The organism is Mannheimia granulomatis, from assembly GCF_011455695.1.
Taxonomy (GTDB): Bacteria; Pseudomonadota; Gammaproteobacteria; order Enterobacterales; family Pasteurellaceae; genus Mannheimia; species Mannheimia granulomatis_A.
Window position 1 is genome coordinate 889,384 of the sequence record NZ_CP015030.1, and the last position, 26,227, is coordinate 915,610.

The window sequence follows — 26,227 nt, forward strand, 5'->3', positions numbered from 1 at the left end:
TAACCAAGAATAGATTAATTTATACTGTCCTTGATCAAATTTCCGTCATAAACTCCCTGTTTTATTGCAGAACATGCAATTAATGAACTATTCCAATCAAATTGGCTGGTGACTAAATCGATTTTTAAGTTCTCTTGCAAAAGATTTTTATGTAACTTTTCTGAAATTTGGTTGAACAATAACTCTTTGACTTCCATTAAAGGAGAATTGATCATAATGCGTTCGCTTGAGAAAATATTCACTAAATTCATCAATACATAGGCAAGATTATCGGTAATATGCTCTAAAATATCCAATGCAAGCGGTTGATTTTCTTTAATTTTTTGATAAAGCAATGCCATTTTTTGTTCTTGAGAACTTAGCTGGTTCGGAAAAGAGGCATCAATTAATTTTGCAATAGCAGGAAACGTAACCTGGTTAACAAGTTTATAACGATGAATTTTATCTAATTCAGGATATATTCTATCGCTTAACTCGCTAAATCTAGGCATTAGCATATTATCAACATTCATCTTTGAATGCTGGTGTAATAAAGTACCACTTAATAAAACGCTAAGGTTAACCGTATCATCTAATTGAAGAAAGATAACATTGCTATGGCTGATTAACGATCCTATTGTAGATTCTGCCAATAACCATAATTGGAAATGTTCACCCAATAGAATCGGACATGAAAATAAATCTTGTAGTTTTTTTATGTTACAAGAAATAGTGTGATGACCTAATTGAATAATGCTCTTTTTTTCAACATTCACTTTTCCAATCACACTGACAGATACAGCAAGTAAATGACGGTTATCTACAGCATAATGCTGGCAAAAGAGTTCAACTATCTTTAAAATCTGTTCGCTTAGGTTGGCATAATTCTCTGAAGAAATTGTATAATCTTGCTTGTAAATCTGTGTACTATCTAATTTGCAGAGAGAAATTTCAATTTTTTGGGGTGAAATAGTCACACACAATAATTGCCAAAAAAAATTTGACACCGACAACCCAACAGCAGGCCGACCTCGGGATAAATTATTTTGAACGGTTCGCTCTAAAATAAAGTGGTTATCGATAAGTATTTTAGTCAAGTTAGTAACTGAAGCAGGGGCTAAGCCTGAGAGCTTAGCTAAATCAGTGCGAGAAATTAGCTCAAATTGCTCAATTAAGCGGTAAATCTTCCCCAAATGTTGGGCTTTGTTATCTGAAAACATTTAAGATCCCTTTTGACTTGAATTTTTCTGATAATTATTTTGTGATATGAAAAAAATAACAATCTTTTTTTGTTTATAATGCGAAATAGATCACATAATTATTTTATTTTTTAAAAAAATTAGGAAAACGAGTGTGCAATCTTTAATTAATTATCAATGGATAGAAACTAACGAGCAATTGGCAATAATATGTGCTCAAGCTAAAAAAGCTAAAGCAGTCGCATTAGATACTGAATTTATTCGTACTCGAACTTATTACCCAATATTAGGGTTAATTCAGCTCTTTGATGGAAAGCAAGTAAGCTTAATTGATCCTACAACTATTACTGATTTTTCACCTTTTGTTGCATTATTAGCAGATAGTGACATCATTAAAGTATTACACGCTTGTAGTGAAGATTTAGAAGTATTTGAGCATCAATTTAACCAGCTACCGGAACCAATGTTAGATACACAGGTTATGGCAAGTTTCGCTGGGCTAGGAACCTCAGTAGGATTTGCAAAATTAGTTTCTCATTATTTAGGCGTTGAATTAGATAAAGGTGCATCACGAACAGATTGGCTCGCACGTCCATTAAATGATCAACAGCTACAATATGCAGCGGCAGATGTCTGGTTTTTATTACCCATTTACACAAAATTGTCTGCAGAGTTGGCCAATAGCCGTTGGTATCAAGCAGTTCAAGAAGAGTGTATGACGCTCTTAGCAAAGCGAAAAATCATTGAAGATAAAAATACTGCTTATAAAAATATAACTAATGCCTGGCGTTTGAGTCGTCAAGAGTTGGCTGTATTACAAATATTAGCTAAATGGCGTATTGAAGAAGCCCAAAAACGAAATTTAGCTCTTAATTTTGTAATTAAAGAAGCCAGCTTATTTCAAATTGCCAAGCTTCAGCCCAAACATACTTCGCAACTTCTGGAGTTTATGCACCCGAATGAAGTCAGAATCCATGGCAAAAAATTGCTCTGGCTGGTAGAACAGGGCAGGGCAATTCTCCCAGAAAATTATCCAAAACCAATTACCCGCTTGGTAGATGAAAAGGGGTATAAATATAATTTACAGGCAATGTTGCAAAAATTAACTGAAATTCAACCGCTTGATCTTAACGCTGAGCTTATTGCCAGCAAGCGGCAATTAAACCAACTTTTTAAATGGTTTATTGATGGAAAACCAAAAGAAAAAACACCAGAACTACTTGCAGGCTGGCGTAAACCCTTTGGTCAAGCCTTATTAACCGTGTTATCTTAAAAAATTTATTAGGATGAGAGCATTATACACAGTATAATTGTCTAAAAAGGAGCTTATATGGAAAATAAAAAACTACCTAAAGCATTAGATGCGATTGATTTAAAAATTTTAAACGAACTACAACGTAACGGAAAAATTTCTAATATTGAATTATCTAAGCGGGTTGGGCTTTCCCCAACCCCCTGCTTAGAAAGAGTTAAACGTCTTGAAAAAAACAACGTGATTATGGGGTACAAGGCACTACTTAACCCAGAATTGCTAGAAGCACCATTATTAGTGATTGTTGAAATTACATTGGTTCGTGGCAAACCGGATGTATTTGAGGAGTTTAATAAAGCAATTCAACAACTAGAAGAGATTCAAGAATGTCACTTGGTCTCTGGGGATTTTGACTATTTACTGAAAACACGTGTGGCCGACATGGCAGCTTATCGAAAACTACTTGGTACCACTTTATTAAGATTGCCAGGAGTGAATGATACTCGAACCTATGTGGTGATGGAAGAAGTCAAACAAACCAACTATTTATTGCTGAAGTAAGGAGAATTAGGTGATCGAACAACTTAAACCACACCTAAAAGGCAAAGAAAATCTGATCAAACTTGTACTAATACTAACCTGTTGTTTTGGCATTTATTTACTTATTGCTTGGGCAAGTTACAGCCCGCTAGATAATAGCTGGAGTAGCGCAAGCAGTGTAACTACAAATGTACTGAATAAGGCTGGCAGTTTTGGGGCATGGAGTATTGACATGCTCTATGCCATGTTTGGTAAAGCGGCAGTTGTTATTCCGTTTTCCCTTATTATTTCTTCAATTTATATGCTAGGCATGGGGCTAAGTAATGAAATAACATGGAAGATATTTCTACTTAGATTTGCTAGCTTTTTATTCTTGATGTTAGGTTTGGCAGGTCTATTTAGTGTACTTCTCTCTAATTCAGCGTATTACCTCTCCGGTGGTTTTATCGGTGGAGTTTGGCAAACTGTTTTAGCAGACAGTTTAGGGCAATTCGGTGCATTGCTGATTGCAATGATTTTTACCGTAGTAGGCTTATATTTTTGCTCAGTCCACTCTCTGTGGCCGATATTAGCGCAATTTTATGAATGGGTCATGGCAAAAACAGAAGAGCCTAAAGAAGCATCTACACCGACTGTAAATGTGCAAAATTTAACGGAAAATCAACCGCTTGTAGAAGATGAAGAGGCTAAAGAAAATAATGAATTAGCTCAATCCCCAAAACTAACAGACATCTCAGCCTTTAAACGCCCTAATATTAGTGGATTAAAACAAACTGTTGAGGCAGAAAAACTCACTGACACCACCAGTGCAGAAATGTACAATATTGAGCCGAATTTACCGCTACCAAAGGTAAATATTACCTCTCAATTTGAAGAGTCGGTTCAAGGTATGGCTGAAATTGCTATAGAACGACCTGAATATCATCCTTCTGTTGAACATCATGAATTGCCATTGCCAACTATTCGCTTAAATTCAGCAGCAGAGCAAGAAATAGCATTTGCCCCCCCTTCACTTAGTTCTGAATTGAATGCAATACCGGAAAACCCGGCTACTCGAATTCATTTAGAAGACCTTGAAGCAGAAGATAAAGGCGGCATTGATGCACAAATTAATGACAGACGGGAAATTGCACCGGAGTTTATGGTAATACCGCCTAAAGTGATGGAGGATGTAAAAGAGCAATCTCCAAGCTACCCGAAAGGATATGGAGATACTTTAATTCATCCGCTATTACAACGGAAAGTTACAACAGAGAAACCAACTACACCATTGCCAACTTTAGACTTACTAGATAAGGCTCCGGCACAAACACAACAAATTACCGAACAGGAAATTCGCGAAACTTCGGTACGTTTGGAGGCTGAATTAGCTAACTTCGGTGTGAAAGCAACAGTGGAAGATGTATTGGTGGGTCCAGTGGTTACCCGTTATGAAATTCAACCGGCAGCGGGAGTTAAAGCATCTAAAATTACTAATTTAGCCAGTGATATTGCTCGTGGTTTAATGTTTAAAGCTATCCGTATTACTGAAGTGATCCCCAACAAACCTTATATGGGAATTGAAACACCCAATAAACATCGTGAAACCGTATGGCTTCGAGATGTATTAGATAGCGATGCATTCCGATATACAGATGCTATTTTGCCTATGGCATTGGGTAAAGATATCAGCGGTGAGCCTATTGTGGTGGATATGGCAAAAATGCCACATCTATTGGTAGCTGGGCAAACAGGAGGTGGTAAATCGGTTGGGGTAAATACGATGATTTTAAGCTTATTGTTCAAGCTATCACCGGAACAAGTTCGCTTTATTATGATCGACCCCAAAGTAGTGGAACTTTCAATTTATAATGATATTCCGCACCTTTTAACGCCAGTGGTTACCGATATGAAAAAAGCAGCAAATGCGCTACGTTGGGCGGTAGAAGAAATGGAGCGTCGCTATTTATTGGTGAGCCATTTGCAAGTGCGTAATATTGAAGGCTACAATGCTAAAATTGACCAAGCAGCGGCAATGAATTTGCCGATTCCTGACCCAACTTGGCGCCCAGGCGATTCAATGGATAAGCTTCCACCACCGCTACAAAAGCTCAGCTACATTGTGCTAATTGTGGATGAATTTGCCGATCTGATGATGTCAGCAGGCAAAGAGGTGGAAGAGTATATTATGCGAATTGCGCAAAAAGCCCGAGCGGTAGGAATTCACTTGATTCTTGCGACACAACGACCATCAACTGATGTAATTACCGGCGTAATTAAAGCAAATATTCCGAGCCGAATTGCCTTTACTGTCGCGAGCCAAATTGACTCAAGAACTATTTTGGATGCAGGCGGGGCTGAAGCTTTATTAGGACGGGGTGATATGCTTTATTCTGCTTCGGGCAGCCCGGATATTCTACGAATCCATGGTGCTTTTATGAAAGATGATGAAGTACAACGTGTGGCAGATAACTGGCGTGCAAGAGGAAAACCGAACTATTTAGACAGCATTGTCGAATCTCGAGTAGAGGAGTCAGAGGGTAAAAATGAAGGCTCATCCGGAGATTTAGACCCCTTATTTGATGAAGTAGTAGAATATACGATTGAAGCAGGCTCGGTATCCATCAGTAATATTCAGCGTCGATTCTCACTCGGCTTTAATCGAGCTGGCCGAATCGTGGACCAAATGGAAGCACATGGCATTGTCTCTGAGCCGGGCAAAGGTGGCAAAAGAGAAGTTCTGGCCCGATAATGAGCGGCCTTTACAAGCGGTAAGATTTTATTGAAGTTTTGCAAATTTTGATAAAAATCTTACCGCTTGTTTTTATTTAAATGAAATAAATCATAGTAGAATAATCATCTTTGGGCTAGAATTAGCTTAATTTTTATATTTAAAAAGGTAGGGAAAATGCGTTTAGATGACTTAAGAAGAAGCAAAAATGTGGAAGACAGAAGAGCCAGCGGAGGCAGACCTTCTGTTGGGCGTAGTAAAGGCGGTATTCTAACATTTATTATTGTCTTTGTTGGAGCATATTACGGTGTTGATTTAAGTGGATTAATGGGTGGTGGCTCCCAAGGCTATCAACAAACTTCTAGCTTAAATAATGCCGAAGAAGCCCAATTAGAAGAATTATCTTCCAAGGTATTAGCTAGTACAGAAGATATTTGGGGTGCTTATTTCAAACAAAATGGGATGACTTACAAACAACCGACTTTAGTGTTATACCACAATATGACTTCAACTGCCTGTGGCACCGGACAATCGGCAATGGGGCCGTTCTACTGTCCAGTCGACCAAAAAGTCTATTTAGATTTATCCTTTTATGAGGATATGCGTAAACAGTTAAAAGCCTCTGGTGATTTCGCATTTTCTTATGTGATCGCTCATGAAGTAGGACATCATGTACAAAATTTGTTAGGGATTACCGCAAAAACCCAACGAGCACAAATGAAAGCAGCTTCACAAGCTGAGGCAAATAAGATTTCAGTTAATGTAGAATTACAAGCCGACTGTTTTGCTGGTGTTTGGGGTTACCAATTTGCTCAAGCTGGCAGATTAGAACAAGGTGATGTTGAAGAAGCTTTTACTGCAGCACAAGCAGTAGGTGATGACCGATTACAACAAAAAAGTCGTGGCTATGTTGTACCGGATAGTTTTACACATGGTTCATCTGCAGAACGTTTAGCTTGGTTTAGAAAAGGATTATCCTCTGGAAATCCGGCGGTTTGTCATACTTTTTGATGCTCGCTTAGTATCTTTTTTAAGCAAACAAAAAATAAATATACTAACGTACTATTAAGATAGTACGTTTTTATTGACAACTTACCTAGATTGGACTAATTTATTTATACTTATTTTTTCAGAGAGTGAAAGCAAATGTCTTATACAAAAAATGATGATGTTAGAATTACAAATATAGAAGAATTATTACCGCCTGTTGCTTTATTAGAGCGTTTTCCGGCAAGTGATATTGCAGCTGAAACCGTTGAAAAAACACGTCAAGCGATTCATAAAATTTTACATGGTGCAGATGATCGCTTATTGGTCGTTATCGGGCCTTGCTCAATTCACGATCCAAAAGCGGCTTTGGAATATGCAGAAAAAATTAAAGCAATGCGAGCTAACCCTAAAATTAACCAAAACTTAGAAGTCGTTATGCGGGTTTATTTTGAAAAACCTCGTACAACTGTTGGCTGGAAAGGGTTAATTAACGATCCATACTTAAATGAAAGTTATGCATTAAATGACGGATTACGCATAGCACGTAAAGTATTATCTGATATCAATGACTTAACTGTTCCTGCGGCCGGTGAATTTTTAGATATGATTACACCGCAATATATGGCAGATTTTATGAGCTGGGGAGCAATTGGGGCAAGAACAACCGAATCGCAAGTTCATCGTGAATTAGCCTCGGGTTTATCTTGTGCAGTTGGTTTTAAAAATGGTACAAATGGCGGGGTAAAAATTGCATTAGATGCGATTTCTTCAGCAAAAGCACCACATCATTTCTTATCGGTAACTAAATTTGGTCATTCAGCGATTGTTTCTACCGCAGGTAATCCAGACTGCCATATTATTTTACGCGGTGGTGATAAGGGGACTAACTACGATGCAGCGTCAGTTGCCGAAGCTTGTGCAGCAATTGAAAAAGCCGGCAATCGCCCTCACGTGATGGTTGACTTCAGCCATGCTAACAGCCAAAAACAATTTAAACGCCAAATGGATGTATGTGCTGATGTATGCAGCCAAATTGCCAGTGGTTCTGATTTTATTTCAGGGGTAATGATTGAAAGCCATTTGGTTGAAGGTCGCCAAGATTTAATTGATGGTAAAGGCTTAGAAGCATTGGTGTACGGACAAAGTATTACCGATGCTTGTATAGGTTGGGCAGATAGTGAAAAAGCGTTATTCGATTTAGCTGATGCAGTTGAGCAACGCAGAAAAAATCGCCCATAATAAGATTTAAAATATTAAATGGCATACGTTAACATGTATGCCTTTACCTTTTTATATACAATATGAATCAAACAATTCTTGCTTTAGATACTGCCACTGAGGCCTGCTCCGTGGCTTTATTACATAATGAGGCTGTTTCTACTTTAAATGAAATCAGCCCAAGAACCCACACACAACGCATTTTACCGATGGTAGATGAACTACTGAAAAAATCAGATATTCAAATCAATGATGTGGATTTTTTAGTTTTCGGACGGGGACCGGGCAGCTTTACCGGTGTTAGAGTCGGAGTAAGCGTTGCTCAAGGTTTGGCAATGGGGGCAAATTTGCCTGTAGTTGCCGTTTCTAATTTAAAAGCAATGGCAGAAGAAGCCTACCAAAAGCTAAACGCAGATAAGGTAATTGCGTTAATTGATGCGAGAATGAATGAGGTCTATTTTGCTCAATTTGCCAAAAATGGAGATGAGTGGGTAGAAATCGTACCGGAACAAGTTTGCTCACCGGAAAAAGCGCTCAGTCAAATGCAGGTAGATGAAAAAACAGTGGTTGTCGGTACTGGCTGGGCTGCTTATTCGCAATTTTCCGAACAAAATCTACCGCTTGTAATCAGTGATATTTCCTTGCCATCTGCAGAATATATGCTTTCAATTGCTAAGATTGAAATTAAAAAAGGCAATACTACTTCTGCTTATGAGATAGAACCTGTTTATTTGCGTAACGAAGTGACTTGGGAAAAACTGCCGAATAAAAGATAAAACAAGCGGTTACGTTTTTCTAAGCATTTGTAAATATCAAAGGAAACTTAACCGCTTGTATTTATAACTTACCGAGTTTCTGCTTGTAATGGTAACGGCAAACGGAGAGATACTTGTCGTTACCTCCGATTTGAATCTGCGCCCCTTCTTTAATGGCTTCTCCGTTCTCGTTTAATCGCACTACAAAATGTGCTTTTCTACCACAGTCACAGATCGTTTTTAATTCTTCCAACTCATCTGCCCAGGCGAGAAGGTATTGGCTGCCTTCAAATAACTCAGCTTGAAAGTCGGTTCTCAACCCATAACACAGCACAGGAATTTTCAGTTTATCAACTACATCAGTTAATTGATAGACCTGATCTTTCGTCAGAAATTGGGCTTCATCAATTAAAATACAATGTAATATATTTTCAGCATGTTTAATTTCGATCTCTGCAAATAAATCGGTCTCAGCATTAAACAAACTTGCGACTTGAGAAATCCCTATGCGTGAACTTACTTTGCCGACACCAAAGCGATCATCAATCGCAGCAGTATAAACAAGGGTATTCATTCCACGTTCTTGATAGTTATAGGAGGATTGAAGCAGAGTAGTTGATTTTCCTGCATTCATTGATGAGTAGTAAAAATAGAGCTTTGCCATATTAAAAGTCAATAAAAAAACGGCTAAGAGTTAGCCGTTTGCGTTGAAAAATTAAACGTTGTCGATTTGACCTAAAAGTGAACGTAAACGATCTTGGAAATTTTGTTGTTCTACTTTTAACTGTTCGTGTTCTGCACGAAGTGATTCATTTTCTTGTTTTGCTGCATCGTTTTTGCCTTTTAACTCTTCAACTTCTAATTGAAGTAATTGGATAGTTTCAACAGCTTGTTTAATTTTTTCTTCTAATTGGTCTAATACGGATAAAGACATAGTTAATTACCTCTAAAAATAAGTATGAATGTTGTAAGGATTATACTCTAAATCTGACTCGCTTTTCATAAAAAAGTTTGGTTATTCCGATATTTTTATTCAAATGGTGATTTTTTAGTAACGAACTCGTTCAGATATTGATAAAATAAAGGCTCTCTTCTTTTAAAGTTTTTCTTTCAAGAAACTAAGGAATAAAAATGAAACGAACTCTCTCTTTTGGATTTTCCCGTGTCACTGAAGCTGCGGCACTTGCTGCTTATTCTTGGCTTGGTCGTGGTAATAAAAATGCCGCTGATGAAGCTGCTGTGAAAGCAATGCGTTTTATGCTAAATCAAATGGAGATACGTGGTGAAGTAGTAATTGGCGAAGGTGAAATTGATGAGGCACCAATGTTATATATCGGTGAAAAAGTTGGTTTATCTCGTCCTGAAGATGATGAAATTTCTATTGCGGTAGACCCGATTGACGGGACTCGAATGACGGCAATGGGGCAAGCAAATGCATTATCAGTACTTGCTGCGGGCGGCAAGGAAACTTTCTTAAAAGCACCTGATATGTATATGGAAAAATTAGTAGTCGGCCCTGAAGGGAAGGGGATGATTGATTTAAATCTTCCTCTTGAACAGAATCTTCGCCGAGTCGCTTCAAAAAAAGGTAAATTACTTTCACAACTCACCATTGCCATTTTAGCGAAGCCTCGTCACGAACAGATTATTGCCGATGTGCAAAAATTAGGAGTAAGAGTTATTGCAATTCCAGATGGTGATGTGGCCGCGGCAGTGCAATGCTGCTTACCTGATGCCGAGCTAGATTTATTGTACGGCCTTGGCGGTGCACCTGAGGGTGTTGTGGCTGGAGCAGCAGTACGTGCATTAGGCGGCGATATGAATGCACGTTTAATTCCACGCAATCAAGTCAAAGGTAATAGTCCTGAGCATTTAACTGCAACGGAAAAAGAACTTTCTCGCTGTCATGAAATGAATGTACCGGTAAGCACCGTGCTAAAATTAGAAGATTTAGTGCGAGATGATAATATTGTATTTGTTGCAACAGGCATTACTTCCGGCGATTTATTAAAAGGTATCAGCCGTAAGGGAAGTATTGCCAGTACAGAAACCTTGTTAATTCGCGGGCGTTCCCGTACTATTCGTAAAATTCAATCCTACCACTATGTTGATCGTAAAGATAACGAACTCTTGTCGCTAATGGATTTATAATGAATCATTCCTAAATTAAATCGGGCATTTGCCCGATTTTTTTGACTCACTTTTCGTGACATTGTTACGATTATTCTTCACTTTGTGTATTAACGGCACATAAGTTAAAACCCAATGTTTCCGCCACCGTACAAATAGTTTGAAATTTCACTTGGCTTGGATCTTTAAACAAACGCTTGAGGGTAGAAATCGAAATCCCGGTTTGCATTTCTAATGTGGCAAGCTCAATACCTAATGCTTTTCGTTGTGCATTTAGCTGCTGCCCAAATTTTTCTAAATTATCCAGCTTGTTTTTTTCAAATAATTTCTGTTCTTCCTGCTCTTGCTTTAAGGCTAGCTTTCTTAGTTGATTCAACTGATTTATCTGATTTTGTAGTTCTATGGAAATTCTCATCACTCCACCTAATTTATATTTGAGCTCTTTAATTCTATTTTTGTATTTTGTATTTCAAATATGAAACACATGACCACAAAAAGATTAAATTTAATCTTATTTCATTTTAAAAAACAAATCAACGGCTCAGATATAGCCTTTTACAAAAACAGACTTAACTAAAAACAAGAGAAAGTTTGTGATAAACTAGTCTCATTGATATTGAACATTGAGAGGATAAGACCTTATGGATCTCACCTATTTAGCTAAAATGCCTCAGCAAGAATTTACTGCTCGTCGCGAAAGAGTCTCTGCACAAATGCAAGAGAATTCAGCACTGTTGATTTTTACAGAAACGGAAAAACGCCGTAATAATGATTCTGAGTATTTATTCAGACCGGATAGCTACTTTTGGTATTTAACCGGTTTCGCCGAACCTAAATCAGCAGCATTGCTGATTAAAAGAGCAGGTCAAACAGATAGCATTATTTTTGTTCGTAAAAAAGACCCGTTGATGGAAACCTGGAATGGCAGGCGTTTAGGTATTGAAAATGCCCCAAGTGCGTTACAGTTTAACGCTGCTTTTGATATTGAAGATATCGAAAATATACTTGCAGAAAAATTGGAAAATTTGACCGCTTGTTATTATGCAGAAGGACTACAAGAATGGGGAGATAAGCTGATTTTTTCCGCACGTAAGAAAATGGACAAACCTTGCGATCTGATTGATTGGAAACCGATGTTGTCTGAGATGCGATTAATTAAATCCGAATTAGAAATTGCTTTAATACAGCAAGCTTGCCATATCTCCTCTATGGCACATATTAGAGCAATGAAACAAACCCGTCCGAATCGTTATGAAATGGAAATTGAGGGGGAAATTCAGCACGAATTTACCCGTTTTGGAGCAAGATTTCCTGCTTATAACTCTATTGTAGCAGGGGGCGAGAATGCCTGTATTCTTCATTACAATGAAAACGATCAAGCATTAAAAGATGGCGATTTATTGCTCATTGATGCCGGTGCTGAATTTGCCTACTACGCTGGTGATATTACCCGCACATTTCCGATTAACGGTAAGTTTTCTGAACCACAAAAAGCGCTGTATGAATTAACACTAACAATGTTAAAAGAGGCAACACAGCTACTGATACCAAATAGTTCAATAAAAGCAGCAAACGATAAAGCGGTGCAAATTCTCACCGAAGGTTTGGTGCATTTAGGAATTTTAAAAGGGGAGGTAGAAACCTTAATCGCCGAAAAGGCTTATCGTCAATTTTATATGCACGGCTTAGGGCATTGGTTAGGGCTGGATGTACACGATGTCGGCGATTATGGTAGTGAGCGTGATCGTCCGCTCCAAATCGGTATGGTGTTAACTGTTGAACCAGGTATTTATATCAGCAAAGAGGCAGATGTACCCGAACAATATAAGGGCATTGGTATTCGAATTGAAGATAATTTATTGATTACAGAATACGGCAATAAAAATTTAACCAGCGGTTGTCCAAAAGAGATTGCAGATATTGAGCAATTAATGCAATCTGCTTAACACTCGCCAGCGTAAATTTTTTGTAAAAAATAACCGCTTGCTTTGAAATATACATTAATTTGGCGTAATCTTATTCAGCCAAACATTCTGTTTGGGGTATACATGTAAGGAGTGTAAATATGTATTTTGAAATTTATAAAGATGCAAAAGAAGAATTCCGCTGGCGTTTAAAAGCCGGTAACCACGAAGTTATCGCAACCAGCCAAGCATATACAACTAAGCAAGGCTGCCAAAAAGGCATTGATGCGGTTAAAAAAGTCACCGCTGAAACAGTAGTAAAAGATTTAACTAAAGCAGAAGCATAATTTATTAAGCCCTAGTGTTTTGTACTGGGGCTTATTTTATTAATTATGCAGAAAATATGCTTAATTATTCAATTTAAGGATTGCAGATTTTTCTAAAAAAGATAATATAGCGATATATTATAAAGAGGAAATGTATGCATAACACCGAATTGGCTTTAGCCCAGTGGTTTAGACAATCCACACCCTATGTCAATATGCACAGAGGTAAAACCTTTGTAATTATGCTTGACGGAGATGTGATTGAAAGCCCAAATTTTGTCAATATTATCAACGATATCAGCTTATTGCACAGCTTAAATATTAAGCTGGTGATTGTTTTTGGTGCCAGACCACAGATCAATAGATTATTAACCGAACACCAAATTGAGCCTGAATACTACCATAATATTCGGGTGACTAATGCTCAATCGCTAGAGTATGTTAAGCAAGCCGTAGGTAAAGTGCATTATGATTTATTTGCCCGCCTATCATTGCGTTTACCGCATTCGGAAGTCATTAATGTGGTTAGCGGTAATATGATTTTGGCTCAGCCTCTTGGTGTAGTTGATGGTGTAGATTACGCTTTAAGTGGCAGAATACGCCGTATTAATATCGATAGCATTAAGCAGCAGCTTTCACAAAATTCTATTGTATTACTTGGGCCTATAGCACCTTCAGTAACAGGCGAAATGTTTAATTTACCCTTTGAGGATATTGCCACTCAAGTGGCCATCAAACTTCATGCAGATAAATTAATCGGTTTTTGTGAAGAACAAGGGATTTTAAATGAAGCAGGGCAGGTCATTCCTGATATTCTGCCGCAAGACGCAGAAAAGCACTTGAATCGTTTGGTTGAAGAAGGCAAATATCACACAGCAAAAGCTCGTTTTTTGCAAGCAGCGATTAGTGTTTGCAGAGAAGGCGTGAAACGCTCACATTTATTAAGTTATAAAGAAGATGGCTCATTACTCCAAGAGCTTTTCTCCCGTGATGGTATCGGAACGCAATTTTCTATGGAAAGTTCGGAAAATATCCGTATTGCCAATTCAAGTGATATTCCGGGATTATTGGATTTAATTCGTCCACTTGAACAACAAGGCATTTTGGTAAAACGGTCTCGTGAGCAGCTTGAAATGGAGATTGCCAACTATACTATTATTGAGCGTGATGGCGTAGTGATAGCCTGTGCCGCACTCAATCCTTATCCGGAAGAAAAAATGGCAGAAATGGCGTGTGTGGCGGTACATCCTGATTATCGTGATTCCTCCAGAGGCGATGTGTTACTCGCCAACATTCGCAAGCGGGCGGAGCAAATGGGAATGGAGAAGCTCTTTGTACTAACCACCCGTACAACCCAATGGTTTCAAGAACGTGGTTTTAGATTAGCAGATGCACAAGATTTACCACGTTATAAACGAGAAAATTACAATTACCAACGCCGTTCTAAAGTGTTAATATTACCACTCTGAGAAACTCCCTTTATCATCTTGCCTTTGATAAAGGGAGTTGCAAATTTTTCCGAAAATCAAACCGCTTGTTTAGCAAAAACTATGAAAAAACATCAACCAATTAAAGGGGCGATAGCTATCATTACCGCAGGGGTACTATTTGCTTGCATTAATACCTTAATCCCTAAATTAACCTCTATTTCGCCTATTGATTCCAGCGTAATTGCTTTGGTGCAATATCTCGTGGCATTTGTTTTTCTTTTGCCAAGTATGAGTAATATCGGCTTCTTCTCCTCACTCAAAACTGCTCATTTTGGGCAACATTGCTTCCGTATTTTTTTGTCAGCAATTGGTATTCAATGCTGGACACTTGCTCTTGCTAATCAATTACCGATTTGGCAGGGAATCGCTTTACTGATGACTTCACCATTATTTGTAACTATCGGTTCGGGACTGTTTTTAAAAGAAAATGTGGATAAAAAACGCTGGTTTGCCACTGCAATGGGCTTTATTGGCGCAATGATTATTTTAGAACCTTGGGGTGATAATTTTAATCTTATTACGTTATTACCCCTTGCAGCAGCATTTTTCTGGGCAGGTTATTCGTTAATGGTAAAAAAGCTCTCTCATTACGACAGCCCAACTACAATGGTGGCTTATTTGTTTATTCTGATTACCCCGTTTAATCTGCTAATTGCACTTACCAATCTTAGTCCAAGCGGATTTAGCTTGCCTTCGTGGAGCGATTTTGGCTTTTTGATTTTACTCGGCTTTTTTACTGCATTAGCCCAATTAGCTGTTGCCAAGGCTTATAGCATAGCAGATGCGTCTTACATCCAACCTTTTGATTTTATTAAATTACCGTTAAATGTATTAGCCGGCTGGCTCGTATTTAACTGGGTTCCACCCGGTAAATTATGGCTTGGAGCTGCCATTATTATTGCAGCGACAATTTACATTACCCATGCAGAAAGCCAACAAAGCAAAAAGTAAAGCCGTCACTTATAAATCAGTCAATTGCATAAAAAATCCCTTTATCAATTTGATAAAGGGATTTGCATATTTTAGCCTAAATTTGACCGCTTACAGGGCATTTTTATCACCACGAGATAAGCTAATCACCCCTGAGCGTACGATTTCCACAATCGAAGTTTCTTCTTTTACCGCCTCCACAAAGGCGTTAAGTTTTTCTGTGGTACCTGATAATTGAATGGTATAGAGTTTCGGTGTTAAATCGACGATTTGCCCACGATAAATATCTACCATACGCTTTAATTCATCACGAGATGAACCTGTTGCACGCACTTTTACCAATAATACTTCACGCTCAACGTGTTCATAAGCACTTAAATTGCTCACTTTAAACACATCAACTAACTTGTGTAATTGTTTTTCAATTTGCTCTAACACATGCTCATCGCCTTGAGCAACAATTGTCATACGAGAAAGACTCGGATCATCAGTAGGTGCTACCGTTAAACTTTCAATGTTAAAACCACGTTGTGAGAAAAGTGCTACTACTCGAGATAAGGCACCTGATTCATTCTCTAATAATACCGCTAATGTTCTACGCATCTGTTCTCTCCGTTTTACTTAACATCATTTCATTCATTGCACCACCACGAACTTGCATCGGGTAAACATGTTCTGTTTCATCAACACGTACATCAACGAATACTAATTTATCTTTAATTGAAAATGCTTCTGTTAATTTTGCTTCCAGCTCAGAAGGGTGGTCAATTTGAATTCCGACATGTCCGTAAGCTTCGGCTAGTTTCGCAAAGTTTGGTAGCGAGTTCATATACACCTGAGAGTGGCGGCCAGAGTAGATAATATCTTGCCATTGTTTCACCATACCTAAGAAACGGTTATTGAGGCTAACAATCACAATTGGCGTATCATATTGTTTAGCCGTTGAAAGCTCTTGGATATTCATCTGAATACTGCCATCACCGGTTACACACACTACCGTTGCGTTTGGATGGGCAAATTTTACCCCCATTGCTGCTGGCAAACCAAAACCCATGGTGCCCGCACCACCAGAGTTAATCCAACGGCGAGGCTTGTCAAAACCATAGTGTAATGCCGCAAACATTTGGTGTTGCCCTACATCTGAAGCAACGTAAGCTTCTCCATTTGTTAATTTATGAATCATCTTAATCACTTGCTGTGGTTTGATTACCTCTGTACTTTCTTCAAATGCAAGGCAGTTACGTGCTTTCCATGCATCAATTTGGCTCCACCAAGCGGTCAAATCTGCCTGACTTTTTGCAAGATTTTCTTCTTCTAATAAGGAAAGAAATTCATCCATTACATTTTTCGCACTGCCTACAATCGGAATATAAGCTTGGACTGTTTTAGAAATAGAGGCCGGATCAATATCCACATGAATCACTTTTGCATTGGGGCAATATTTCGCTAAATTATTGGTGGTACGATCATCAAAACGCACACCAACTCCTAGAATCAAGTCGCTTTCGTGCATCGCGTTATTCGCTTCAAAAGTACCGTGCATCCCTAACATACCTAAAAATTGCTTATCGGAAGCAGGGTAGGCACCTAAGCCCATTAACGAGGTTGTTACCGGAAGATTTAATTTTTGTGCAAATTCAGTCACTTCCGCAGAACATTCCGCACTAATTACACCTCCACCCACATAAAGAACAGGGCGTTTTGCCACTAATAAGGCTTTTAATGCTTTTTTGATCTGACCTTTATGACCTTGAACTGTTGGGCTGTATGAACGCATTGAAATCGCTTTCGGGTACTCATACGGATATTTATTAAGAGGGTTGACTACATCTTTAGGAATATCAATCACTACCGGTCCCGGGCGTCCTGTTGAGGCAATATAAAACGCTTTTTTGATGATATGCGGAATTTCTTCAGGATTTTTTACTAAGAAACTGTGTTTAACTACTGGACGGGAAATACCAATCATATCGCACTCTTGGAAAGCATCGCTTCCAATAAGGCTTGAAGGTACCTGACCGGATAAAATCACAAGTGGTACAGAGTCTGTGTATGCGGTCAAAATCCCGGTAATCGTATTAGTTGCCCCAGGGCCGGAAGTAACTAATACGCAACCAACCTTACCTGTAGAGCGAGCATAACCATCTGCCATGTGTACAGCACCTTGCTCATGGCGAACTAAAACGTGGTTTAAACCATGAGTATGAATAGCATCATAAATATCAAGCACCGAACCGCCCGGATAGCCGAAAACGTATTCTACGCCTTCGTCCTTTAGGGACTGTACGATCATTTCTGCACCGGAAAGTTTTTTCATTGAATCCTCCAACAAAATAAAATGTTATGTTTGCTTTTTGATATGTTTGAATTGTGCAGTAAAACAGATTAGCTGTCTAGTGTCATTTTTATGAAATGATAGTCATAATATTGGTTTTTAAAACTACAAAAACCAAAAATAAAAGTTTTAAATAAAATTAATTCGGCTTATTTAAGCTTTTTTGATTTAAAGTTCTATATTTTATTCTTTTAACAAAATTTAAAACTTTTTTTTTGATTTACTAAGAAAAACAGAAAAGAAAAGCGGTTAAATTTTTCTCATTTTTTGCAAAAAAATAATCAAATTTAACCGCTTGCGAAAAGTACTAAAATTATTCGTCTGCCTTTGACTCTATCAAATCATTTGCATCTGTTGTAATTTTAGCTATTGCATTGCGATAAGTGATTTCTAAAGTTTCTCGACTGGTTGCTATCACACCTTGATCAATTAAGAAGCCATCTTTCACATCATATACCCAGCCATGTAAAGAGAGTTTTTTACCTTGTTCCCAAGCTGCTTTTACAATAGAGGAGCGACCTAAATTATAAACTTGTTCCGCAACATTAAGGCGGGTAAGTACATTTGAGCGTTCTTCGTAAGGTAGTTTGCCCAATAAATAACTATGTTTAAACCAAATATCGTGAATATGTAATAGCCAGTTATTAATTAAACCTAGCTCTTTTTGAGCAATAGCAGCATTAATACCGCCACAATTAGTATGGCCACAAATAATGATATGTTCAATTTCAAGAACATCTACTGCATATTGCACAACCGATAAACAATTCAGATCCGTATGAATAACCATATTTGCTACATTACGGTGTACAAACAGTTCGCCGGGGCCTAGCCCTGTTAGCTTTTCTGCAGGTACGCGACTATCAGAACAACCAATCCATAAGTAAGTAGGTTTTTGATGCTCAGCTAACTCTTTAAAATAGTCTGATTGTTCATCCTTCATCTTAGTTGCCCAAGCATGATTGTTAGCAAACAAACGCTCAATTCTTTCCATAAATTCTCCTTTTAACGAAAAGTAGCTATTGATTATATGATTAAATGCAGGACTAGGGTAGTAAAAATAAAAATGCCCTTAGAAGTTTAAGGGCATTTTTCAACTTATTTTATATGCGATTATTGTGTTGCTTGGATAGCTGTTAATGCAATTGTATAAACAATATCATCAACTAATGCCCCACGCGACAAGTCATTTACCGGTTTACGCATACCTTGTAGCATTGGTCCGATAGAAACTAAATCTGCTGAACGCTGTACAGCTTTGTATGTGGTATTACCAGTATTTAAATCCGGGAATACAAAGACTGTTGCTTTACCGGCTACCGGTGAATTCGGCGCTTTAGAACGTGCAACATCTTCCATTACTGCTGCATCGTATTGTAATGGGCCGTCAATGATTAAATCCGGACGTTTTTCTTGTGCGATACGAGTTGCTTCTTTAACTTTCTCAACATCAGCTCCGGAACCGGATGTTCCGGTAGAGTAGGAGATCATCGCAACACGTGGCTCAATACCAAATGCTTTAGCAGATTCTGCAGATTGAATTGCGATTTCTGCTAATTGCTCCGCTGTTGGATCCGGATTTACCGCACAGTCGCCGTAAACAAGTACTTGGTCAGGTAACAGCATAAAGAAGATTGACGATACAATTGAGCTTCCCGGTGCAGTTTTAATAATTTGCATCGGTGGGCGAATAGTATTTGCTGTAGTATGAACTGCACCAGATACTAAACCATCTACTTCTCCGGCTTCTAGCATCATCGTACCTAATACGACAGTATCCAATAATTGCTCACGAGCAACAACTTCTGTCATACCTTTCGCTTTACGTAACTCAACTAAACGTGCAACATAGTTTTCGCTTACGCTTTCAGGATCAATAATCGTGATACCTGCACCTAATTTAACACCTTGTGCTTCAGCTACACGCTGCACATCTGTCGGTTTAGCAAGTAATACGCATTCTGCAATGCCTCTCTCAGCACAAAGTGCAGCCGCTTTTACAGTACGAGGCTCATCACCTTCTGGTAATACAATGCGTTTTTTCGCTTGGCGTGCATATTCAGTTAACTGATAACGGAATGCCGCAGGCGATAAACGACGAGCACGTGTTGCAGCTTTAGATACTTCATCCACAAAGCCGGCATTAAATTGACTTGCCATATATTCTTTAATTTCGGCAATACGTTCTTTATCATCAACCGGTACTTCTAAACTAAAACTCTGTAAGCTCAGTGCGGTTTGCCATGTATTTCCTTCAATACGGAATACCGGAACGCCGGTTTCAAATGCTTGTTGGCAAAGTTTAGAGATAGAAGTCTCGATTTTATAGCCACCAGTTAATAAAATAGCACCGATTTCAACACCATTCATAACAGCCAATGATGCTGCAACTAACACTTCCGGTCTGTCAGCAGAAGTCACTAATAAACTGCCTGCTTTGAAATGGTCAACCATGTGAGTTAAACTGCGAGCACAAAAAGTAACACCGCGAATACGACGAGTTCTAATTTCCCCTTCATGTAAAATTGATGCACCTAAATGTTTTGCTACATCAATTGCACGAGTTGCAATTAATTCGGCTTTCCACTCAATACAACCGAGTAGTTTAATCGGACTTTTAGCAAATAAATTTTCAACTTCGGAAATCTTATTACTAGAGTGTTGGAAAGAATCAAAAATTTCAGTTAAATCCGGACGGGTACGGCCTGACTCATCAACCGGGGCATTAAATTTATTAATAATAACACCGAGCAAATTAGGGTTGCTACGTCCACCGAACTCTGATGCTGCTGCTTCAATTCGTTCTTTTAATTGAGCAGGTGTATCTGATGCAGGAGCTGCAACTAATACCAATTCAGCATCAAGCGCTTGTGCCATCTCATAGTTAATGCTGTTTGCATAAGAATTTTTACGGGTTGGAATTAAACCTTCAATAATGACAATTTCATTATTTTTGGAAAGTTTTTGATGACGTTCTACAATTTTTTCCAACAATACATCAGTTTGGTTTTGACCGATCAAGGTCTCAGCCTCACTTAGCATAAATGGTTCACCCACCTCTGTGGTTTGATCTGCTCGGATAATCGTAGTAGAGCGGTCTAAAGTATCTTCACCGCTAATAGGTTGAGAAATTGGTTTTAAAAAACCAACTTTGGAACCTTTTTGTTCTAATGCATGAACTAAACCTAAACTCACACTGGTTAAACCCACACCGGTTGAAATAGGAATAAGAATAATTGTTCTAGACATGATAATTTCCAATTTTAAGAAAGTGAAAGGGCAGAATATCTGCCCCTATTATTATAATGCTAATTTAGCTGTATCTTGTGCAATCACAAGTTCTTCGTTGGTTGGGATGACCACTGCTTTGAATGCTGAGTCATCACTTGTAATAACGCCTTCTTTACCAAAACGAGCAGCTAAGTTACGTTCGTGGTCAACTTTAATACCAAATAATTTTAAGTGATTTAAGGTTAATTCGCGAACAAGTCCAGAGTTTTCGCCAATACCGCCGGTAAATGCAATTGCGTCTAAATGATCTGTACCTAAAATTGCCATATAAGAACCAATATATTTTGCTAAACGATAGCTATAAACATCTAAAGCACGTTTTGCTTCAGGTTTAGAGGCATCATTGTAGTTATCTTCTGCATAACGGCAATCGCTAGTCACTTCAGTTAACCCCATAAGGCCCGATTTTTTAACAAGGGTAGCGTCAATTTCATCCATTGACATGCCTAAGTTATTATATAAGAAAGAGATGATAGCAGGATCAATATCACCACAACGTGTACCCATGACTAAACCTTCTAATGGCGTTAAGCCCATTGAAGTATCAATACATTTGCCATTGCGAACTACAGAAACTGAGCCACCATTGCCTAAGTGACAGATAATTGCATTAGTTTGCTCAAGCGATTTGCCAGCCAATTCGGCAATTTGTGATGTGAGATAGAAATGGCTTGTACCGTGGAAACCATAGCGACGAATACCATGTTCTTTGTAGAATTTATATGGAAGAGCATATAAGTATGCATGCTCCGGCATAGTTTGATGGAATGCTGTATCAAATACTGCAACGTTTTTTTCTTTTAATTCAGGGAAAATACGGAATGCTTCTTTAATACCAATTAAGTGTGCCGGATTGTGTAATGGAGCAAATTGAATTGCATCTTCAATACCTTTAATAACTTCATCTGTAATCACAACAGATGAGGTAAATTTCTCACCTCCGTGAACAATACGGTGTCCAATTGCACCAATACCTGCTTTTAATTCATCAGATAATAATTTTTCAGCGATAAAAGTCAGTGCTTCGCTATGAGCAGCACCTGCACCTAAATCTGCGTTACCTTTCTCACCATTTAATTTCCATTTAATACGAGCATCCTCTAAATTAAATGCTTCTGCAAGGCCTGATAATTTTTCAGCACCTGTTACAGGATCTAAAATAGCAAATTTTAAAGATGAACTACCACAGTTAAGGATTAAGATTAAGTTGTTAGACATTGTCAAATTACCTTATTTTTTAGAAAAAGTATGAATAAAACCCACTTTTTTCAGTGCGTTTATAGCTGTAAAGGATACACCTTTCAGACACTAAAATAAATGCTTGAAATAAAAAAACGTAAAAATGTAACTAAAATTTGATATAAGCGGCAATAAAAGCAAAAAAGTCTAGATATCAAGCGGTTATTTTTTTAGAATATTTTGCAATTTATTCATAATAAAAAGGAGTGGCCTCATGCTAAATCGAAGAAAATTCATCCAAATCGGAGCAAGCGCAATGCTTGTATTAGGTACTCAACCTCTGGCATTCGCGCAAAATGCAAAAAAAGCAAAATTACGGGTAATCGCCACGACCGATATTCACGGCTTTTTAACAGACTTTGACTACTATAAAGATGCACCGACCGAAAAATTTGGTTTTACCCGCACAGCAACGCTTATCAAGCAGGCAAGGGCAGAAGCTAAAAACAGTGTACTTGTAGATAACGGGGATTTAATTCAAGGTAACCCTATTTCAGATTATCAATCAACCAAAGGTGCGAAAGAAGGAAAAGCCGATCCATCCATTATGGCATTAAATGCAATGCAATATGATGTAGGCACTTTAGGTAATCACGAATTCAACTATGGATTAACCTATTTAGATAATGCTATTAAACAAGCTAAATTCCCGATTATTAATGCCAATATTGTAAAACCGAAATCTGACGAGCCGGTTTTCAAACCTTATTTTATTCAAGAAAAAGAAATTGTAGATGAAAAAGGCAAAAAATCGAAAGTCAAAATTGGCTATATCGGTTTTGTGCCACCACAAGTCATGATTTGGGACAAAGCCAATTTAGAAGGCAAAGTTGAGGCTCGTGATATTGTAAAAACAGCTGAAAAATATATTCCTATCATTAAAAAAGCCGGGGCAGATATTATTGTTGCATTGGCACACACAGGACCATCTGATGAACCATATCAAGAAGGTGCTGAAAACGCAGCATTCTACCTTGCTGATATAAAAGGTATTGATGCCGTGATTTTTGGTCATTCGCATAGATTATTCCCAAATAAAGAATTTGCCTCTTCACCAAACGCTGATATTGAAAAAGGAACCATGAAAGGGGTTCCAGAAAGTATGGCCGGTTATTGGGGTAATCACATTAGTGTGATTGACTTAACATTAGCTGAAAAGAACGGTAAATGGGTTGTTGTAGATGGTAGAGCAGCGCTGCGTCCAATTTATGATGCTGAAAAGAAAAAAGCAACTGTAGAAAATCATCCTGAAATTGTGGCATTATTAAAAGACACCCACGAAGAAACTCGTAAATTCGTATCCCAACCGATTGGTAGGGCAACTGACAATATGTACAGTTATCTTGCTTTAGTTCAAGATGATCCAACCATTCAAATTGTAAACCAAGCACAAAAAGCTTATGTTGAGAATGTAGTCAAAGGCCTACCGGAACTTGCCGGACTTCCTATTTTAAGTGCGGGGGCACCATTTAAAGTAGGTGGACGTAAAAACGATCCAACAGGCTATACAGAAGTAGATAAAGGGGAATTAACCTTCCGAAATGCTGCTGATTTATATTTATATCCAAACACGTTAGTGGTGGTTAAAGCAACAGGGGCAGAATTAAAAGAGTGGTTAGAATGTAGTGCAGGAATGTTTAAACAAATTGATGTATCTAGCGATAAACCGCAGTCTTTACTAGATTGGACAGGCTTTAGAACCTATAATTATGATGTGATTGATGGGGTCAATTACCAATTTGATTTAACTCAGCCTGCTCGTTATGACAGTGAATGTAAATTAATCAATGAAAATGCTCATCGCGTTATTAATTTAAGCTTTAATGGTAAACCTGTAGACGACAAACAAGAATTCTTGATTGCGACCAACAATTACAGAGCTTATGGCGGAAAATTCCCGGGTACAGGCGATAGCCATATTGTCTTTGCAGCACCGGATGAAAACCGTCAAATTTTAGCGAATTACATTTCAACGGAAAGTAAAGCACATGGGCAAGTTAGCCCGAAAGCGGATAATAACTGGCGAATTGCACCTATTTCATCTCAGGTTAAGTTAGATATTCGTTTTGAAACTTCACCGACCGAAAAGGCAAAAGCTTTCATTCAGTCTAATGCTCAATATCCAATGGAATATATTGAAAATGATGAAACCGGTTTTGCCGTCTATCGAGTGGATTTAAGCAAATAATCCTTGGCATATAACTCATTGAAAGCGGTCGAATTTGCAAAAAATTTTACAAATTTGACCGCTTGTTTTTGATAGAGTAGCTGCTTTTAAAGCATAGCATTGATTTGATTGCTGATGTTTTGGCGGATTTCATCAAAATTGGTCTGTTTCACTAACTTCCCATTTTCAAAAATCACCTCTAAAAGATCGTCAGAGAAATCATCCTGCGCTTTTAAATTATCAATATAATGCTCAAAAGTGATGACTTTAACTCTACCTTTTTGCGATTTTTTCAATCCGTTATCTGTTTTAGGTGCTTTAAAAATCGCTTTTTCAATGCCGTTAATCGTGATAGATGTCGCCTTAGTTGCAAAACCTAGAGTATCCCGAGTATTGTTTTGGTATGTTTGGGCACCAACACCAAACACAATATTACTAGAGGCGAACCCTTTGGCTTTTAATCCTTCAAGAATTTTAACCATTTTCTCGTAAGTAACACCATCCCCATAAATCGCACCAATACATGGATTAAGTACCTTATATCCTTTTTTGTTAATGGTTCCTCCAAAAATATCCCACAAACATTCAATTAGCCCTTTGCGTTCATGTTCTGTATTTAAAGTCAGATCTCCGCAAATAATTGCAAAAAAATCACCGCTATCAGGACGAATAACAATCTTAGCATTCTCAGGGCGAGCTAAAATTTCTTCTTTAAGTATAGGAAGATTCACCGTAATGTTGTACCAAAAGTCAGTGGTATCTGCCACAATAGACAACATATTATTTGGATATTTTTGCATTAAATAACGAAATGTTGGTAGCTCATCTATACCGTGCGAGCTCATTACTGAATGCTCTGAGGCTGGAATAGAGGTACCAATTAAATTTTTAGAACCATAATAACACTCTATAAAGGTGATCGCAGGAATCGTATCTGTACCTAAAAAGGAGGTTAAATGACCTGCTCCCGAACTCTCGGCTGACTCTAAAGAACTCATTCCTCGCATTGAAAAATCATGAGACTGATAGAGCAGGTGAGCGTTGTTATCACAAGTTTGATGAGCAAATTTCGTTAATTCTAACCGATATGCAAACGCAATAGATGCTGAGGTTATCGGCTGCCACAATGAAAGGTTAATTAGAGTTTCCAGATAATTAGTCAACCAAAAGAAGTCTGGATGTGTATTTTCAATCGTCATCATCGGCACTTTTATGGACACGGATTGCCCTTCAGGAATTGCTTTAATTCTGATAGGCAAATAGCCTAAGCTATGCAATTGAGCGATATGTTCGCCGGTATCATCCATATTTAAAGTATTTTTGATAAACTGTGTATATTCTAAAACGACCTCAGATTGAGGGCGTGCAAAAAAATTATCTTCAAAATAATGTATCAGATATTTAACAATGAAAGCTTGGAATCCAAACGAAACCGCCCTTGTCAAAAATGGAGCGTAAACATTACTTCTTGGAGTAAATGTGCTATACAGCACTTGAGAACCTTCCGGATATTGAATACGATGAGATGTCTTATAGAAGTCACATAACAATAACGGAATTGAGGTTGCATTTATTTTTTTAAAGTCTGAAATATACAATTTATTGAAATCCTTTACAATGAATATTTATATCAGACTAACATGATAAATAAAAAATGAAAAGTATTTATTACAAAATAATGAATTTATAGATAAATCTTACAATGACAAAAATTCGCATAACGTATGTTATGTTAAATAAAATATTGAGACAGTAAATTCTATAAATTTAAT

22 protein-coding genes are annotated in these 26,227 nt (G+C 37.9%); 12 read left to right on the plus strand and 10 right to left on the minus strand.

Annotated elements, in window-relative coordinates:
- Positions 1-14: 14 nt before the first annotated feature.
- Positions 15-1,199: an ROK family protein gene (locus A4G16_RS04350; RefSeq protein WP_165888851.1), complete on the minus strand. Its 1,185-nt coding sequence runs from the start codon at positions 1,197-1,199 to the stop codon at positions 15-17.
- A gap of 133 nt (positions 1,200-1,332) precedes the next feature.
- Here A4G16_RS04350 and rnd point away from each other — a divergent pair, with 133 nt between their 5' ends.
- From rnd to tsaB, 6 genes are all read left to right on the plus strand, one after another.
- Positions 1,333-2,451: a ribonuclease D gene (gene rnd, locus A4G16_RS04355; RefSeq protein ID WP_165888852.1), complete on the plus strand. Its 1,119-nt coding sequence runs from the start codon at positions 1,333-1,335 to the stop codon at positions 2,449-2,451.
- 57 nt (positions 2,452-2,508) lie between these two features.
- Positions 2,509-2,991 carry a leucine-responsive transcriptional regulator Lrp gene (gene lrp, locus A4G16_RS04360; protein ID WP_165888853.1) on the plus strand — a complete coding sequence of 161 codons (483 nt, stop codon included), beginning with the start codon at positions 2,509-2,511 and terminating at the stop codon, positions 2,989-2,991.
- 10 nt (positions 2,992-3,001) lie between these two features.
- On the plus strand, positions 3,002-5,701 hold the full coding sequence (locus A4G16_RS04365) for a DNA translocase FtsK (protein ID WP_165888854.1): 2,700 nt from the start codon (positions 3,002-3,004) through the stop codon (positions 5,699-5,701).
- 156 nt (positions 5,702-5,857) lie between these two features.
- Entirely contained in the window at positions 5,858-6,691 is an 834-nt protein-coding gene (locus A4G16_RS04370) for a neutral zinc metallopeptidase (protein ID WP_165888855.1), read from the plus strand.
- Positions 6,692-6,826: 135 nt separating this feature from the next.
- Positions 6,827-7,909 (plus strand): 3-deoxy-7-phosphoheptulonate synthase AroG, encoded by a 1,083-nt coding sequence (gene aroG, locus A4G16_RS04375; protein ID WP_165888856.1) that lies wholly within the window; start codon positions 6,827-6,829, stop codon positions 7,907-7,909.
- Between the two features lie 62 nt (positions 7,910-7,971).
- Positions 7,972-8,664, plus strand: coding sequence for a tRNA (adenosine(37)-N6)-threonylcarbamoyltransferase complex dimerization subunit type 1 TsaB (tsaB, locus tag A4G16_RS04380; protein WP_165888857.1), 693 nt, complete (start codon positions 7,972-7,974; stop codon positions 8,662-8,664).
- A 61-nt stretch (positions 8,665-8,725) separates the two neighbouring features.
- On the opposite strand, the gene A4G16_RS04385 is transcribed toward tsaB, so the two are convergent.
- A complete protein-coding gene (locus A4G16_RS04385) occupies positions 8,726-9,307 on the minus strand; it encodes a thymidine kinase (RefSeq protein WP_165888858.1) in 582 nt (193 codons plus the stop codon).
- Between the two features lie 51 nt (positions 9,308-9,358).
- The gene (gene zapB, locus A4G16_RS04390) at positions 9,359-9,577 is read right to left on the minus strand and encodes a cell division protein ZapB (protein WP_027074587.1); all 219 of its coding nucleotides are present in this window, start codon (positions 9,575-9,577) and stop codon (positions 9,359-9,361) included.
- 197 nt (positions 9,578-9,774) lie between these two features.
- Between zapB and glpX the strand changes: the two genes are divergently transcribed.
- The gene (glpX, locus tag A4G16_RS04395) at positions 9,775-10,794 is read left to right on the plus strand and encodes a class II fructose-bisphosphatase (RefSeq protein WP_165888859.1); all 1,020 of its coding nucleotides are present in this window, start codon (positions 9,775-9,777) and stop codon (positions 10,792-10,794) included.
- A 70-nt stretch (positions 10,795-10,864) separates the two neighbouring features.
- On the opposite strand, the gene A4G16_RS04400 is transcribed toward glpX, so the two are convergent.
- Positions 10,865-11,188 (minus strand): helix-turn-helix domain-containing protein, encoded by a 324-nt coding sequence (locus A4G16_RS04400; protein WP_165888860.1) that lies wholly within the window; start codon positions 11,186-11,188, stop codon positions 10,865-10,867.
- 226 nt (positions 11,189-11,414) lie between these two features.
- Here A4G16_RS04400 and pepP point away from each other — a divergent pair, with 226 nt between their 5' ends.
- The 4 genes from pepP (at position 11,415) to A4G16_RS04420 (ending at position 15,444) form a co-directional block, all read left to right on the plus strand.
- Positions 11,415-12,719 carry a Xaa-Pro aminopeptidase gene (gene pepP / locus A4G16_RS04405; protein ID WP_165888861.1) on the plus strand — a complete coding sequence of 435 codons (1,305 nt, stop codon included), beginning with the start codon at positions 11,415-11,417 and terminating at the stop codon, positions 12,717-12,719.
- A 119-nt stretch (positions 12,720-12,838) separates the two neighbouring features.
- The gene (locus A4G16_RS04410; protein ID WP_165888862.1) at positions 12,839-13,024 is read left to right on the plus strand and encodes a YegP family protein; all 186 of its coding nucleotides are present in this window, start codon (positions 12,839-12,841) and stop codon (positions 13,022-13,024) included.
- 134 nt (positions 13,025-13,158) lie between these two features.
- Positions 13,159-14,472: an amino-acid N-acetyltransferase gene (argA, locus tag A4G16_RS04415; protein ID WP_165888863.1), complete on the plus strand. Its 1,314-nt coding sequence runs from the start codon at positions 13,159-13,161 to the stop codon at positions 14,470-14,472.
- An 81-nt stretch (positions 14,473-14,553) separates the two neighbouring features.
- Positions 14,554-15,444, plus strand: a complete 891-nt coding sequence (locus tag A4G16_RS04420) for a DMT family transporter (RefSeq protein ID WP_042803080.1) — start codon at positions 14,554-14,556, stop codon at positions 15,442-15,444.
- A 90-nt stretch (positions 15,445-15,534) separates the two neighbouring features.
- Here A4G16_RS04420 and ilvN read toward each other — a convergent pair whose 3' ends face one another.
- From ilvN to A4G16_RS04445, 5 genes are all read right to left on the minus strand, one after another.
- Entirely contained in the window at positions 15,535-16,026 is a 492-nt protein-coding gene (gene ilvN, locus A4G16_RS04425) for an acetolactate synthase small subunit (RefSeq protein ID WP_027074580.1), read from the minus strand.
- Positions 16,019-17,740 carry an acetolactate synthase 3 large subunit gene (locus A4G16_RS04430; RefSeq protein ID WP_165888864.1) on the minus strand — a complete coding sequence of 574 codons (1,722 nt, stop codon included), beginning with the start codon at positions 17,738-17,740 and terminating at the stop codon, positions 16,019-16,021. Before A4G16_RS04430 ends, ilvN begins: the two co-directional genes overlap by 8 nt.
- 331 nt (positions 17,741-18,071) lie before the next feature.
- Positions 18,072-18,752 (minus strand): carbonate dehydratase, encoded by a 681-nt coding sequence (gene can, locus A4G16_RS04435; protein WP_027074578.1) that lies wholly within the window; start codon positions 18,750-18,752, stop codon positions 18,072-18,074.
- Positions 18,753-18,871: 119 nt separating this feature from the next.
- Complete coding sequence (gene pta, locus A4G16_RS04440) at positions 18,872-21,007, minus strand: phosphate acetyltransferase (protein WP_027074577.1); 2,136 nt, start codon at positions 21,005-21,007, stop codon at positions 18,872-18,874.
- Positions 21,008-21,058: 51 nt separating this feature from the next.
- Entirely contained in the window at positions 21,059-22,267 is a 1,209-nt protein-coding gene (locus A4G16_RS04445) for an acetate kinase (protein ID WP_165888865.1), read from the minus strand.
- A 235-nt stretch (positions 22,268-22,502) separates the two neighbouring features.
- On the opposite strand from A4G16_RS04445, the gene cpdB reads away from it, so the two are divergent.
- The gene (cpdB, locus tag A4G16_RS04450; protein WP_165888866.1) at positions 22,503-24,476 is read left to right on the plus strand and encodes a 2',3'-cyclic-nucleotide 2'-phosphodiesterase; all 1,974 of its coding nucleotides are present in this window, start codon (positions 22,503-22,505) and stop codon (positions 24,474-24,476) included.
- 86 nt (positions 24,477-24,562) lie between these two features.
- Here the strand turns inward: cpdB and A4G16_RS04455 are convergent, their stop codons facing one another.
- A complete protein-coding gene (locus tag A4G16_RS04455) occupies positions 24,563-26,053 on the minus strand; it encodes a nicotinate phosphoribosyltransferase (protein WP_165888867.1) in 1,491 nt (496 codons plus the stop codon).
- Between the last annotated feature and the right edge of the window lie 174 nt (positions 26,054-26,227).